General features: G+C 52.7%; 12 protein-coding genes. All 12 read right to left on the bottom strand.

Going from position 1 to position 14,567, the window contains the following annotated elements; genetic code table 11:
- Positions 1-15 precede the first annotated feature (15 nt).
- The 12 genes from ABC336_RS18050 to ABC336_RS17995 all read right to left on the bottom strand — a co-directional run bounded on the left by ABC336_RS18050 (position 16) and on the right by ABC336_RS17995 (position 14,372).
- The gene (locus ABC336_RS18050) at positions 16-1,083 is read right to left on the bottom strand and encodes a glycoside hydrolase family 76 protein (RefSeq protein ID WP_413239958.1); all 1,068 of its coding nucleotides are present in this window, start codon (positions 1,081-1,083) and stop codon (positions 16-18) included.
- Positions 1,080-2,138 carry a glycoside hydrolase family 76 protein gene (locus tag ABC336_RS18045; RefSeq protein WP_413239957.1) on the bottom strand — a complete coding sequence of 353 codons (1,059 nt, stop codon included), beginning with the start codon at positions 2,136-2,138 and terminating at the stop codon, positions 1,080-1,082. The genes ABC336_RS18050 and ABC336_RS18045 overlap by 4 nt, the downstream gene beginning before the upstream one ends.
- 31 nt (positions 2,139-2,169) lie before the next feature.
- Positions 2,170-3,015, bottom strand: a complete 846-nt coding sequence (locus ABC336_RS18040; RefSeq protein WP_413242551.1) for a carbohydrate ABC transporter permease — start codon at positions 3,013-3,015, stop codon at positions 2,170-2,172.
- A gap of 18 nt (positions 3,016-3,033) precedes the next feature.
- Entirely contained in the window at positions 3,034-4,371 is a 1,338-nt protein-coding gene (locus tag ABC336_RS18035) for an ISL3 family transposase (protein WP_029594550.1), read from the bottom strand.
- A gap of 95 nt (positions 4,372-4,466) precedes the next feature.
- On the bottom strand, positions 4,467-5,846 hold the full coding sequence (locus ABC336_RS18030; RefSeq protein ID WP_082707470.1) for a DUF4346 domain-containing protein: 1,380 nt from the start codon (positions 5,844-5,846) through the stop codon (positions 4,467-4,469).
- Between the two features lie 83 nt (positions 5,847-5,929).
- The gene (locus tag ABC336_RS18025) at positions 5,930-7,846 is read right to left on the bottom strand and encodes a heavy metal translocating P-type ATPase (RefSeq protein ID WP_413239956.1); all 1,917 of its coding nucleotides are present in this window, start codon (positions 7,844-7,846) and stop codon (positions 5,930-5,932) included.
- Between the two features lie 188 nt (positions 7,847-8,034).
- Positions 8,035-8,244: a heavy-metal-associated domain-containing protein gene (locus ABC336_RS18020; protein ID WP_029594547.1), complete on the bottom strand. Its 210-nt coding sequence runs from the start codon at positions 8,242-8,244 to the stop codon at positions 8,035-8,037.
- 271 nt (positions 8,245-8,515) lie between these two features.
- On the bottom strand, positions 8,516-8,842 hold the full coding sequence (locus tag ABC336_RS18015) for an ArsR/SmtB family transcription factor (RefSeq protein WP_051627660.1): 327 nt from the start codon (positions 8,840-8,842) through the stop codon (positions 8,516-8,518).
- A 351-nt stretch (positions 8,843-9,193) separates the two neighbouring features.
- Positions 9,194-10,081, bottom strand: a complete 888-nt coding sequence (locus ABC336_RS18010; RefSeq protein ID WP_413239955.1) for a carbohydrate ABC transporter permease — start codon at positions 10,079-10,081, stop codon at positions 9,194-9,196.
- 109 nt (positions 10,082-10,190) lie between these two features.
- Positions 10,191-11,501, bottom strand: coding sequence for an ABC transporter substrate-binding protein (locus tag ABC336_RS18005; protein ID WP_413239954.1), 1,311 nt, complete (start codon positions 11,499-11,501; stop codon positions 10,191-10,193).
- A gap of 19 nt (positions 11,502-11,520) precedes the next feature.
- Positions 11,521-12,810 carry a glycoside hydrolase family 125 protein gene (locus ABC336_RS18000; protein WP_413239953.1) on the bottom strand — a complete coding sequence of 430 codons (1,290 nt, stop codon included), beginning with the start codon at positions 12,808-12,810 and terminating at the stop codon, positions 11,521-11,523.
- Positions 12,811-13,214: 404 nt separating this feature from the next.
- Positions 13,215-14,372, bottom strand: coding sequence for a GntR family transcriptional regulator (locus tag ABC336_RS17995; RefSeq protein ID WP_413239952.1), 1,158 nt, complete (start codon positions 14,370-14,372; stop codon positions 13,215-13,217).
- Between the last annotated feature and the right edge of the window lie 195 nt (positions 14,373-14,567).

The following is a 14,567-nucleotide window of genomic DNA, read 5'->3' as shown; positions in this document are numbered from 1 at the left end:
CTCTCCAAAAGATAGTTATCCTTGGCTTGTGTCCTTCTCATGATGTGTGGTGATGCAGGCGAGCGCTTCGAGCAGCATGATGCCGCTCAGCTGCACGCTGAGCTGGACGGGACCGGCCGGACGCTTCTCCCAGGAAGGACCGACGATGCCCGTCTCGGGATCCAATCCCGAAGACCAGAGTGTCTCGCCGTTGCGCAGCAGGATCTGCCGCCACTCGGACGCTTCTTCCGTTTGCAGCATGCGGGTCACATACCTGACCAGGATGCCTTTGAACAAGCCGGTATCGTCGATCCCTTCATCCGGCAGCATCCCCGTCTGCGGATGGACGTAACGCGCTCGCGCCGCTGTCGCCGTCTGGCGGGCCTCCGCGAGATATCTCGCTTCTTCCGTACACGTATAGAGCTCCAGTCCCGCGCCGATCATGACGCCCTGACAATACGTAAACGTCCAGTCCTTGTCGATCTGGCCGTCTCCCAGACGATTGATGCCGTCCCAGACGAAGCCGGTCTGCGGATCGACCAGATGCTCCCGGTTCCAGGCGTAGATACGGCGGGCCCAGGCGAGATCCTCGGGATCGCCGAACCGTCGATGCAGACGGGCAGCCAGGATCGCCGCAGGCGCATTGGCTGGCGTATTCTTGTAGTCCAGCTGATCCTTCTTCCACGCCATGCCGCCGCCCATATGGCTGTTCCAGGCTGTGCGGATGTCGGTCCACAGCGTGCTCACCCGCTCGCGGTACAGGGCGTCGCCGGTGGCGTCATAGACCCGCAGCAGGGCCAGGGCGAGCCATTCCATGTCATCGTAATAATTGTGCAGGAAGGTATCGCCATTGATCCGGTGCAGGTTCTGCGCCAGGGAATGGATACGGTCCAGGTACTTGCGGTCCTGCGACCGCTCATAGCCGTCCATCCAGACGTCGATCACATGCGCCTGCCACCAATAGTAGAAATTCTCGCCTGGCACCGCAGCCTCTGCCGGATGCCACTGCGCCAGGATGCCGCTGCGCTCGTCGCGATAGTTGGCATACAATCGTTCCTGCAGCCACTCCGCCCGCTCCGGCCAGCGTTCCGCACCGCCCCTCACCTCCTCTCCAGCAGAGCCGCCGTCTCCAGCAGGATGACACCGCTGAGCTGCGTGCTGAGCTCGATATCGCCTGCCGGCCGCTCGTCCCAGGCGCCGCCGAACAGCGCAGCGCCGCCGCGGCCCTGCTCCCACAGCGTCCGGGCATTGGCGAACAGCACCTCGGCGGCATCCGTCTCGGCGTCAGGCAGCAGCGCCAGCTGGCCGGCGTACCGGGCGAAGATGCCCTTGAACAAGCCGCCGTCCCCCGTCCCCTCCGGCGGGAACAGCCCGTCATCGGGCCGGGCGATCTCGGCGATCGCCGCCTGCCACGTCCGCTCGGCATCCGCCTTGTACTGCAGATCGCCGGTCAGACGGTACAGCTCCACCGCAGCGCCGATGTAGACGCCCTGGCAGTAGGTGAATTTCCAATCCTTGTCGATCCCGCCGTCCTGCAGCCGGTTCATGCCGTCCCAGACGAAGCCGGTCTGCGGATCGACCAGCGCCTCACGCAGCCAGTGATAGATCTTCTTGGCCCAGGCCAGATCCTCCGGGTCGCCGAAGGCGTCGTACAAGCGCGCCGCCAGGATCGCCGCAGGCGCGTTGGCCGGCGTATTCTTATAGTCCAGCTGCGTCTTCTGCCAGGCGATGCCGCCTCCCATATGGTCGTTCCAGCCCGTCTGGATATCGTCCCAGAGCAGCAGCGCCGCCGCCTTGTAGCGCTCCTCGCCGGTCGCCCGGTAGGCACGCAGCCAGCCGATCGCCATCCATTCCATATCGTCGTACAGCTTGTTCGGCCAGGCCCCGCCGTTGCGCGCCAGCAGTCCCTCGTAGAGCTGACTCAGCCTGTCCTTGTAGTACTGTTCGCCCGTTCGCTCCAGTCCATCCGTCAGCGCTTCGACGGCATGCGCCATCCACCAGTAGTGGAAGATCGTGTTGCAATCTCCGCCCGGACATGGCGTCTGGATGTTGTACATGCGGATCGACGGGTTCCAGTATTCGCGCTCGAGCACCTGCTGGGCCTCATCCGCCCTGCTCTGCCAAGTGACTGCGAGAGTCTCGTGTGTTGCTTCATTCATCGTCGTGTCTCCTTCCCACGGTGTGTGCCGGCTATCCCTTGACGCCGCTAAATGCTATACCTTGGACAAAATAACGCTGCAGCATCAGGAACAGCAGCAGGATCGGCGCGATCGCCACCAGCGCTCCGGCCATCATCGGGCCGAAGTCGGTCTGATAGTTGTAAGAGAACGCCTGCAGCCCCATCTGGATCGTATGCTTATCCGGATCGTTCAGGACGATCATCGGCCACAGGAAGCTGTTCCACCCCGCCTGGAAAGTGAAGATGCCCAGTGTCGCCAGGGCCGGCGCCGTCAGCGGCAGATAGATCCGCCAGAAGATGCGGAACTCGCCTGCCCCCTCGATCCGCGCCATCTCCAGCATGTCGCTCGGCAGAGAGATGAAGAACTGCCTCATGAAGAATACGGCAAATGAGCCCGACGCTCCCGGCAGGATGACGCCCCAGATCGTGTTCATCAGGCCGAAGCCACCCTCGCCCAGCAGATTGTTGCCGCCAAGCAGCGGAAAATGCTGCAGCACGTACACGCTCGGGATCATCGTAACGATGCCGGGGATCATCATCGCCGCCAGCAGGATGCGGAACAGCGGCTGATTGAGCCGGAACTTCAGCTTGGCGAACGCATAGCCGCTCAGGGAGCCGAAGAACAGGTTGAATGCAACCCCCAGCGAAGCGAGGACAAAGGAGTTCCAGAAATACAGCCCGAACGGCACGGTCGTAAACGCCGTGACAAAGTGGTCGAAGGTGATCGTCGTCGGGATCCACTGGATCGGGATCGTGAAGATCTCCTCATTCGGCTTGATGGCGGTCAGCAGGCTCCAGTAGAACGGCAAAAACATAACAATGGCTAGGATCGAGCTAAAAAGATAGGGTATTCGGATTTAATAGTGGAAAAGGGCTTATAGTTCGCCCTTCTCCAATTTCTCAATTAAGGTGGAAATGTCGACACCAAGAAGCTCGCCACGCTCACGTTCACGAACAACGCCAACGGGGAACATTTTCTCGAACATCGGATAGTTGTAGTCTCGAAGTTCGTAGTCATCCAAACGTTTCTGATACTTGGGTTTACGTTCCTTTTGAAGTCCTTCTGTAAAGAGTATTTTGGCTCGTAAAGCTTCGAAGGAGTAGCCCCTTCCTAAACGGTTTGTGACACGTATAAGGCTGTTCAGAGACTCCGTATAGGCGTTTGTAATGCGATGGTCGAAGTAGTTGAATATCTCTTCTTCCCAATTCGCCATAGCCTTTGTAAGAGGCTCAAAAGCGGATTGCAGTTCCTTTGGTATCTTGGCTTTCCAATCGTGGTATCTGAGGTACGCTTTCTGTCTGCTGTCGGTATCCCAAATATCGAAAAATGATTCCTTCAAGTCATAAGCAATACCGAGAGAGGGGTGATTCTTCGTCCATAGGTCAAGCGTTATCTTATCCATTTCCGTAAGCTCTTTATGGCGTTTCAAGAGGATAAAGCGGTCGTGCATAAGCCCGCGCCGTTCCTTCGGTGATAAGCCTTCTCTAAGCTGTTTGCGGATGGATTCTAAGGCTTGATTCGCCATACGGACAACGTGAAACTTATCGACGATGATAGTCGCCTTGGGCAGTACAGCTTTCACAGCGTCCTTATACGGTCGCCACATATCCATTGTGACGTATTGTATTCGTCCTCTGTTTGGAAGGCGTGAGAGGTAGCTTACAACCGTTTCCTTATTGCGATTGGGTAGAACGTCTAACAAGGTACGTTCCTCGATGTTGGTTAAAACGCATCTTGGCTTGATAATGTGAATTTCGTCTATTCCAAGCCAATTAGGTGTTTCAAATCGAAGCGTCTCTTCCAGGCGATTGATGTAATCACGAAAGATGTTCCGTATCGTCTTTTCGTTCAGCCCGACATCTTCTGAAATACTGACAAACGTGCGTTTAAGACTTTGCTTCTCGACGTAAGACAATAACCGTTTGGTGCAGTTTCGCTTCTCGTCTATGGTGTGTTCTAATCGTTCCCAAAAAGTTTGATTACATTCACGGCATTTATATCGCTGACGCTTTACAAGAAGCCCTACACGTTTTCCATGAATAGGCAGATCCATACAAAGATGGTCTCTGTTATCATGCTTATACAGATTTGCCACGCATCCACAATGTGGACAAAAAGAAGGTGGAGAGGCTGTCTCCACCTGGATCAGAAAGTCATGTTCATTTTCAGCAAATTGTTTGATATTGAAGTGGGGGAGGTTTAGAATCTCCATTGTGTCACCTTCTACATCTAGTAAGTTAGCTCTTTAAATACTAATCGTTTCTCGTATAACAGATTTTAAACTAATTGAATAATCGTTCTATTCATCTAGGAAACAACCGTTTGATTGAGGGCTTTACTTTTTGATAACGGTAAATCTTGCGTATAAGGCATATCGTAGGCAAGAGCTGTTTCAGCTTTCGCCAATTCTTTCCCCAGATATGCTGCGTGATCCAAACGAGAAAGCAAACCGCGCTTGATTGCTGTATTTGCAATATCACTGGCTAGTTTTCCTTCAATAACTTCATTCAGAGTCCCATCCAGGATGTAATGTTCACACCTAATTGATTTCTTATTTCGATCAAGAATAACTAGGAAAAATCCCTCTGGGTCATGAACCCACTCATCATTTTTAAGACGTTCTGCTTTCACTATTTTGGGTTCTTGAATTATCGGAAGAAGCATTACTGGGTCCCCATTTGGCTTGCCCTCATAAGCACGAACTACCTGATGCAATCGTTCGACATCTCGTGTTCCAATTTCATCAACGATTTTCACTCGTTGGCGAAAAATTTCGATCTCTTTCAAGGTAATATTCTTGAGCACCGGGCGAGGTCCAACTGCGCCTATAATCCGATACTTATCGTCTATCCCATTTTCTTTTAATGACAAAATGGCTTGCCCTGCTTGATGACCACGAGAGTCGCGCCCACATAGTATTAAGTGTGAAATATTGGGATTCGCGGTAACATTTCGAATCAAGCGTTCTATTCCTAGATTTTCTGTCGATAAGGTACCAACAATAGATATATGATTTAGTAATCCGGAACCTTGTATTTCGGACGGGAGATCTGTATCGGCTAAAGTACATATTGCAACAAAAGATGTATCATTTCCGACTAGATAATTTCCTTCTGCTATTGGCCATTTTTGTTCCTGCTGGGTCGAGGGGGAGGCCACATTGCTATCGTTGGGATCCACTGTTCCACAAACGGATTGTTTCTGAACTTCGGTTTTAAGTTCACAGCTGCAATTTGAGGGGTGCGTATTCTTCGATTTATTTTCATCACAACCACATGCTGTATTATTTACTTGTGGTTCACCTTCGCACGAATCGTCATCACACCCACACGCAGTACTGTTTACTTGGGGTTGACTTCCGCATGCATTGTCATTACAGCCACATGCAGCTCCATTGATTTCAATTTCATTCGATCCATTAATCAATGAACTAAAATGATTGTACGGCTTAATTGGGAAACAAACTTCACACCCAAGACAGTTATGTCTAACTTTGTTCCCTTCGTCAACCCACTGTTTTAAATCCAGTTGAACTTCTTTTGCAATCGGTTTATCTATATCTTCTAGATCTTGCTCAACGGCTGTCATCACGTCAAGTACACATTCACATCCTACACATTTAGGGATCTTTCGTATTGTGTCTAATTGTTTATGAATGCTTTTAATGCCTTCTGTTATGCCCATCATCAACTCTCCTTGTATGCTAATCAATTATTTTTGATTAGAATGCCAATCCATAGGTAAATCCTCACCAATGATAAAAAATTTCATCACTCGTTACCTATGGCATTGGCTTTATTCATCTGATACTTCCGGAGAACCATCGCATTTGCAATAACAACCAAGGCGCTTCCTTCGCTAAGAAGCAAACCTGTAGTCAGGCTCATCACTCCGGTCAAGGCTGTAACAATAAGGAGGGCTACAAGAGCTAATGAAAACCCGATATTTTGATGTATTTTCGCAACGGTCTTACGGCTAAGTTTGATCAGATAAACCAGTTGATCCAAATTATCCTGCATCAATGCGATATCAGCCGTTTCCAAAGCAACGTCTGTCCCTTGGACTCCCATCGCGATCCCCACATCGGCCTGAGCCAGTGCAGGCGCATCGTTTACACCGTCACCCACCATCGCAACAAGACCGTACTTCTTTTGCAGTTCTTTAATCGCTGTAATTTTATCTTCCGGCAGTAATTCTGCCCGTACCTCATCCACGCCAAGTTCCCGGCCAATGGCTTCACCAGTAAGCCGGTTATCGCCCGTAAGCATGACGATTCGTTTTACACCGGTAGTTTTCAGACGTTGAATCGCTTGTTTTGCGTTTTCTTTCGGTCGATCCGCTATCGCGATTAATCCAAGTACAAGATCAGCAGTTCCCAAAAGCGTGACGGTCTTTCCTTGTCCTTGAAGTGTTTCAATTTGTTTTAATTGATCTTGATTCAGTTTTACATTCAATTCGCTGAACAACCGGGGACTGCCGATATAGTATGTGGTTCTATTTATGCTGCCTTTAGCTCCCCGTCCGGTTAATGTGTCGAACTCTTCAACACCTGGAAGATTTATGTTTCTTTTTGAAGCTTCTTGAAGAATTGCCTCAGCCAAAGGGTGTTCAGAAAGTTTTTCAAGCGCACCGGCAATTCCCAGCAGTTTTTCTTTTGATAAATCGGAGACAGATACAATATCCGTTACCGAAGGCTTTCCGACGGTTAATGTACCCGTTTTATCAAATGCGACCACTTGGATGTGACTGGCCGTTTCCATATAGCTGCCGCCTTTTACCATAACCCCGTTTCGCGCCGCATTTCCTACACCAGTTACGACAGCTACTGGAACTGAAAGCACTAGAGAACAGGAGCATGAAACAACCAATACGATTAACGCTCTATATAGCCACGTGTCAAACGGTTGGCCAAAGAAAAGGGTTGGTATAACAACCATTAAAACGGCGATCACGAACATGATCGGCGTGTAGACTTCACCAAAGCGTTCACTGAAACGTTGTGCTTTTCCTTTATCTCCTTGTGCATTTGCCACTAATTCAATGATTTTTGACAAGGTGGTATCCTGCGCCAATTTCGTCACTTCAATTTCCAAAGCACCGCGGCCATTCATTGTGGAAGCATATACTTCATCGCCTGATATTTTTGCAACCGGAATGGATTCTCCTGTGATTGTCGATTGATCCGCTGTAGACGTACCGCTTACAACAACCCCATCTACTGGTATTTTCTCCCCTGGTCGGATCAGAACCCGATCGCCAATCTCGACTTCATCGGCTAGTATGCGAACTTCGCGGCCTTCCCGTAAAACGGTTGCTTCCCGGGGTGCCAGTTCCACAAGCGCTCGGACGGAATCCCTGGCTTTATTTACTGCATAAGCGTCCAACACTTCACCTAAGGAGAAGATGACCACAAGACCTGCGGCTTCTTCCCACAATCCCAGATAGATGGCCCCGATAACTCCGACAATAAGCAGAGTATTTATGGAAAGTTTTCTCCTTCTCAAGTCCATCCATGCACTCTTGGCTGGGTAAATACCCCCAATAATAATTGCAACACCATACAATGCAACAGCCCATATTTCCGGTAAACCTAGGAAAAGTTCTGAGATTAATGTAAAGACTGTTGTGATCCCTGAAATAATCAGCAATACCGTTCTTGGTTGTTTCCACCATTTTGACTTACTCATGTTGAGCCCTCCCTTTATCATTGTCTAATTTCAAGTCAAATCACTATTCATCAATTTTTTTGATTAGGAATTTATGTTTAATCAACTTTCCCTTTCTCCTAGGAAAATAAGCTTTCAATTATAACTGCAAGCCAAGTTTTTGATTACGCCAGGTAATCGCATATATATTAGGATCTCGGATCAATTTATTATTTAACGACTGGATGTCCGATTTTCTTTAAATTTTCCTCGATTTTTTCACGGGGCAATTGAGAATCATCATATGTGACGGTTAATTTCTCAGCAATAAAGTTTACCTCTGCTTTCTCAACCCCGTTTAGCTTCGCTACCGTTTTTTCGATATCCTTTGCACAGGAAGGACAATCCATACCACTTACTCGAAGAACTTCTTTCTTCATTTATTCCATTCCTCCTTAATTAAAGGTGTTTATCAACTTTTTTTGATTTGAATAACATAAGTAATTCCAATTTCATTCTAAAAGGCAAAAGATTACCTGGCATAACCAAAAACTTAATAATGCAGTAACAGTTGAACGGGTTTCATGAGTAACCGGGACATCGTAAGTTGTTAATCTAAGAATCCCCAATACAAGTCAGAGTATTATGACATCAAAAAAAATTGATGTGAATCTTAAAATAAAAAGCCAGCACCGAAACACTCGCTTTTTATCATTGGGACAAGGCATGAACCTGTTCCAATATTTTAGGATTTCGAAGGCTGTAATGACTCCATGAACCGTGGATTTCGCGATCGATAACTCCAGCGTCAAGCAATATTTTAAGGTGATACGATACTTTGGACTGGCTCAGGTCCAATAATTCTTCAAACTCACAGGTGCACAAATCAGATTGCTTTGAAAGCAAGTAAACCATTTTTAAACGAATTGGATCACTAAAAGCCTTTGTCACAGAAGCTATTCTTTGAATTGCCTCTTCTTGTGGAAGGGGCACATCACCTCGACGGACTCTTGGAATATCCGTTATGCATTGATCCAAGGCCCACACCCCCTAATCAATTTTTTTTGATATGTTTATGAATCCATAATACTCCTGTCGAAAACATAAGTCAACTCCGTCCTTGACCTCTAGTATATTCTTTATGCTTGCTGCATATAGAGGAAACCATCCGAAATGGAGATGTAAAATAATCACAGTTACTAATTGCAGTAACACAATCTAGCGCAAAAAAAAGTACGTTGATTTCAACTATTTAATCCGATTTTATACTTTAATATCTGTGCTTAACTTTTCACCATAAAATCCGAATAGCCAAAAGATAAAAGAGCGTCCGCCGCAGCGCCCTGCCCCCGGTTAAGCGTCCGGTTGCTTCCATTTGGATTCCACCTCCTATATCACCGACTCTTCCGCTTTGGTGATCCTCATGTTGATCATCGAGAAGATGAGGATGGCCATCGCGAGTACAAATGCCTGTGCGGAGGCATAGCCCATCTGCAGCTGGTTAAAGCCTTGCTGGTAGATCAGATAAACCGGTGTCTTCGTCACATTGGCCGGGCCGCCCTGGGTGAGAACAAACGCCTGGTCGAACAACTGCAGCGCCCCGATGATCGCCATCGTGCTGACGAGAAACGTCGTCGGCCGCAGCTGCGGCCAGGTGATATACCTCACCATATCCCACCGGTTCGCGCCGTCCAGCCGCGCCGATTCGTACAGATGACCCGGCACGCCCTGCAGGCCTGCCAGATAGATGATCATATTGGCGCCGACCGACTGCCAGAGTGTGACGAGGACGATCGCCAGCATCGCCGTCTCCGTCTGCGCGACCCACGCCGGACCGACGATGCCGACGTAAGACAGCAGCCCGTTGACCAGGCCGAACTCCGGGTGGAGCAGCCACAGCCATACGGTCGCAGCTGCGACCGCCGAGGTCAGTGTGGGCAGATAATACAAGGTGCGGAACAGCTTGACCCCGCGCCAGGCATGATTGACGAGCAGCCCCAGGCCGAACGACAGGACGATGTTGAGCGGCACGAAGATCACCGCATATAACAGCACATTGCGGAAGGTCAGCCAGAGCAGGCTGTCGTCCCACAGTCTGCGGTAGTTGTCCAGACCGACCCAGTCCATCCGGCTGAGCACGTCATAGTTGGTAAAGCTGAGATACAAGGCCATCACAACAGGGATGACCATAAATACGATGAACAACAGCATGGTCGGCGTGATGAACAAATACGCGGTTCTCGCCTGATGACGCTCCAGCTTGTTGATCGCTGACATCGCTAACCCTCCTCATCTCGCACGCGCCTACCCGGCAAGTCATCCCCGGCTGCCGGGCCAAGCTTGAGCCGGCTGCCGGGGACGGATGGCGCTTATGATGGCGCTTATGCTACTCGACGACTTCGTTGTCCTTCAGCAGCTTGTCGCCCTGGGTCTGCGACTTGGCCAGCGTATCCTCGGCGCTCTGCTTGTTCTGGATGAACAGCTCCAGATTCGGGATCAGACCATCCACCTCCATGACCGAGTAGCCAGGGTGCTGCGGACGGATCTTGGCGAACTCGAGCGTCTCCAGGAACGGCTGCCACTGCGGGTCATCCGCGAAGAACGGATCCTCGAGGGCCGGCTTGTAGCCCGGCAGGTTGAGCGAGGTTTGCGCCCAGAGCATCGCATTGTCTTTGTTGGCCAGCCACCACTTGATGAACTCCCAGGCTTCGTCCTTGTTCTTGGAGCCTTCGGGGATGACGAGGCCGAAGCCGCCCATGACGCTGGCCTGGTCGCCATTCGGACCAGCTGGCGGCGGTACGACGCCGAAGTCCAGCTCGCTGCCGTATTTCTGATACGTGCTCAGCATCCATGGACCGGTGAAATGCATCGCCAGCCTGCCGGTTACGAAGGCGTCCGTGCCTTCGCCGAGTCCCTGTTCAAAGCCGATCCGATACACTTTATCCTGATTCATCAGCCGATCCCAGAACGACAGCACCTCCAGGCCCTGCTCATTGTTGAAGTTGGTCTTGCCGTCCTCGGTCAGCATCTGGCCGCCCGCCTGCTGGAGATACATGCTGAACAGTCCCGGATCGCTCATCGAGAAGCCAGCCACCTCCAGCCGGTCGCCGTTCCACTTGGTCAGCGTCTTGGCCGCATCTGCGAGTTCTTCCCATGTCGTCGGCGGCTCCAGTCCAGCCTCTTCCAGCATCGTCTTGTTGTAGAACAGCGCCCGCGCATCGACCGTGAGCGGCAGGCCGTAGAGCTTATCGTCATAGGTCAGCTCTTTGAGCGACTCCTCAAAGTAGTTGTCGCGCTCGATGCCATCGCGGGCCATCAGCTCGTCGATCGGGTGCAGGACGTTCTTGGGTGCATAAAGCGATGTCCGCCAGCGGTCCCAGAACAGGATGTCCGGCGAGCCGCCCGAGGTCGCGGAAGTCAGGAACTTGGTGATCATATCCTGCTGCAGCACGTACTTCACGCGGATGCGGTCCTGGGATTCGTTGAAGGCGTTCGCCATCGTCTCGAACTGGACCTGGCCTTCACCGCCCCAGTCTCCCCAGAACGTCAGCTCGACCGGATTGCCGCTGGCTTCACCGCCGCTTTCACCGGTATTGGTGCCGCCTTCGCTTGCTCCCCCACCGCTGTTGCCGCTGCATCCAACGATCATGGCCGCTGTCAGAAGCGTAGCCGTCAAGCTCATCCATCTCTTTTTCATGTGTGTTGCCTCCCTTTTTTTATATGCGAACCTTGTAGCCTAACTGCAGCAGGACCAGCTCGCAGTACATCATATTGGCCCAGGAGAACCATTCCCGCGTGTAACGTGCCGGATCATCGGCATGGAAGCCCTCGTGCATCATCCCGGTGCCGGCGTCCGTCCGCTCCAGCAGCTCCAGGATGCGCTCCCGCTCGGCGGGGTCCGCTGAGGTCAGCCCCTGCATCGCCAGCGCGATCGGCCAGATGTAGCGGTCCGGCGTGTGTGGACTGCCAATCCCCGATGCCGCTTCCCCCTCGTAGTAATACGGATTGTCGTTGCTCAGCAGGAAAGCGCGGGTGCGCTGATAGAGCGCGTCATCCTCCGTGGCGTAGCCGAGATACGGGATCGAGAGCAGGCTCGGCACATTGGCGTCATCCATCAGATGGTGATGGTCCAGGCCATCGGTCTCGTAGGCGTAGATGAGCCCGTGGACGGGATGCTCTACGACGGCATGCGCGCGGATGCCGGCTTCGATCTCTGCTGCTAGTGCAGCGGCTTCGCCGGCTAGCTCCGGATCGCCCCAGATTGTCGTCGCGATCTCCGACACATAGCCGAGCACGACGACGGCGAACATATTGGACGGCACGAGATAACCGTACGTACAGGCGTCATCGCTCGGCCGGAAGCCCGACCAGGTCATGCCGGTGTAAGCGGTCTCGCTGCCCCTGCCCTCGCGGACGAGCGTGTCGGTCGGTGGGCAGTTCAGCCGCTCGAACCGGTACGGGGACCCGGTCTCGTGATGCTGCTCCGTCCGCCACAGCTGCAGGATCGTCTCGACGCCCTGCCGGAACGTGGCGTTGAAGTGCGCATGCCGGCTCGTGTTCTTCCAGAGCAGGTAGCCAAGCTGGATCGGATAGCAGAGGGAATCGATCTCATACTTCCGCTCCCATACGAGCGGGCCGCTATCCGTCAGGTCGTCCTGATGGCCATGGCCGTTGGCGGACCGATTGAATGCGTTTGCATAAGGGTCGGCAAGGATCATCCGGAACTGCCGTTCCACCAGCCCCTGGATCATCTCAGCGACCTCTTCGTCCTCGCCTGCTGCGATCAGATAGGTGCGGACCTGAGCAGTCGAGTCGCGCAGCCACATCGCCGGGATGTCTCCCGTGATGACGAATGTCGTACCGTCATCCTCTCTGGCGATCGTCGTGTTCCACGTATTGGCGAAGCAGGCTTCGAACATCGCGGCCCGCCTGGCCCCTGCCGGCAGCCGTTCCCTTACAGTGTCGATTAGATGGGATAGGCCGGTCGGCAATGGTTGTTGTGTCATTGGCAATGTACTCCACCGTCCATTTGAGTAATAGTTAACGCTTACACGAGTTAGTATATTGGCATATTAACCTAATGTCAATATTTATTTTTTGGTGAAAGTTGTAAGCTAATATAACATATTATCTACCAAAACAAACTTAGCTGGAAACAGGATGGATTGGACAGACACAACGGGCGACCTCGGATCCCCTTAACGACGCCTCTCGCGCCCCCGGACCTTGTTCACAATCCTCCCTGCGCCAAGCTGGCGGCGGTTGCCCGCACCGCACACTCCAACGAACCTTTTCTCCCTTACAGCTCCTCTACCGGCCCCGCCGCACGATCCGTTTTGTGCTGGTTTATGCATACTTAGAAGCAAAAAAAGGCCTCCCGCAGGAAGCCTTTATATGGGAAAGCCAAGTGTTAGGCCCGCGCCGGCCCCGTCGACTCGCCGAGGATGAGCTCGGCCTCAAGCTGCGTCTTATTGGGCACCGCGTCGCCTTTCATGATGCGCAAGACGTTCTCGACTGCCAGGCGGCCGATCTGCTCCTCGCTCTGGCGGATGTGCGTGAAGGCGTAGCCTCCGCCCAGCCACGTCGCAGGCGAATCAAAGCAGACGATGGAGTAGTCCTCCGGGATGCGGCGGCCCAGCCGTTCGATAGCTACCTTTGCGAGCAGCGCGATATTGTATTCCACGGCGAACACGGCGGTAATCTCCGGGCGCTGCTGCAGATGCTCCATGATGATGGCGATATCCCGTTCGATATTGTCTTCGTTGAAGGAATCGGGCAGCGTGGACGTGATATTGCTGACCCACAGGCTCCGGTCGACGATGACTCCCTGCTCGGCATGCGCCTGGATGAACCCTTCGATGCGCTCTTCGACCGCTGTCGTGTCCATGGGCGGAGGCGAGAGAAAGGCGATGTGGCGGTGTCCCAGACCAAACAAGTACTCTGTTGCTTCTCTGGCGGCAGCCGCGTGCGCGGTGGCGATCGAGGCAGCAGCGACACCCTTGAGATGGCGGTCGACAAGCACCAGCGGGAACCGCTCGATGACCAGCTTCAAGATCTCGGCATTGAAGTACTCGCCCTGCGCCGGGAAGATGATCAGGCCGTCCACCCCCAGCTTGAGCAGCTTCTGGATCGACTCCTCCTCATTCTCCGGGATGCCGAACGAGCGACGCAGCACCAGAAAGCAATCATGGGAGCGAGCGGCCTCCTCCATCCCATAGATGAGGCCGGTGCCGTAGCTGTTGCCGAAGTCGGTGATCACCAGGCCGATCGTGGTCATCTCCTTGGCCGGCGCCGCAGCCTGCCGCTCCTGGAGGACAACCGCGCTATCGCCAAAATCCCGTTCCGCATCGGCGACGAACGAGCCTTTGCCCGGCTTGCGGATGATCAGCCGTTCGCCCGCCAGCAGCTCCAGCGCTTTCTTGCTGGTAATCCGGCTGACGCCGTACTCGTCCGCCAGCTCCTTCTCCGATGGGATCCGGTCGCCGACCCCGTATTTTGCATCCAGAATATCCTGCTTTACCTTTTCAAAGATTTTCTCATACAACGGCTTGGACGATGTATCCTCCATCCTGATCCCTCATTTCCATAACCCTACTGCCAGTATGGCTCATAATAATATATCATGATATATTACTGTGTGGGTTTTGGCAACCGTCATTCAGAGATCGGCTGATCGGGAAGACCTGCAAGCACCGCCAGACCTTGCCCAAGGTGAAACGGCTATCGCCGTCCTCTGGCGGCGTCGCAAGTTTCATTCCGGAGA

This window comes from Paenibacillus jepli, assembly GCF_047238105.1.
Taxonomy (GTDB): Bacteria; Bacillota; Bacilli; order Paenibacillales; family Paenibacillaceae; genus Paenibacillus_D.
This window is presented reverse-complemented; position numbering and strand designations above follow the sequence as displayed.

Bases quoted from the DNA above. Each gene is read 5' to 3' on its own strand.
- ABC336_RS17995 (WP_413239952.1), bottom strand. From the start codon at position 14,372: ATGGAGGATACATCGTCCAAGCCGTTGTATGAGAAAATCTTTGAAAAG.
- ABC336_RS18005 (WP_413239954.1), bottom strand. From the start codon at position 11,501: ATGAAAAAGAGATGGATGAGCTTGACGGCTACGCTTCTGACAGCGGCC.
- ABC336_RS18020 (WP_029594547.1), bottom strand. From the start codon at position 8,244: ATGAAGAAAGAAGTTCTTCGAGTAAGTGGTATGGATTGTCCTTCCTGT.
- ABC336_RS18030 (WP_082707470.1), bottom strand. From the start codon at position 5,846: ATGATGGGCATAACAGAAGGCATTAAAAGCATTCATAAACAATTAGAC.
- ABC336_RS18035 (WP_029594550.1), bottom strand. From the start codon at position 4,371: ATGGAGATTCTAAACCTCCCCCACTTCAATATCAAACAATTTGCTGAA.
- ABC336_RS18010 (WP_413239955.1), bottom strand. From the start codon at position 10,081: ATGTCAGCGATCAACAAGCTGGAGCGTCATCAGGCGAGAACCGCGTAT.
- ABC336_RS18025 (WP_413239956.1), bottom strand. From the start codon at position 7,846: ATGAGTAAGTCAAAATGGTGGAAACAACCAAGAACGGTATTGCTGATT.
- ABC336_RS18000 (WP_413239953.1), bottom strand. From the start codon at position 12,810: ATGACACAACAACCATTGCCGACCGGCCTATCCCATCTAATCGACACT.
- ABC336_RS18045 (WP_413239957.1), bottom strand. From the start codon at position 2,138: ATGAATGAAGCAACACACGAGACTCTCGCAGTCACTTGGCAGAGCAGG.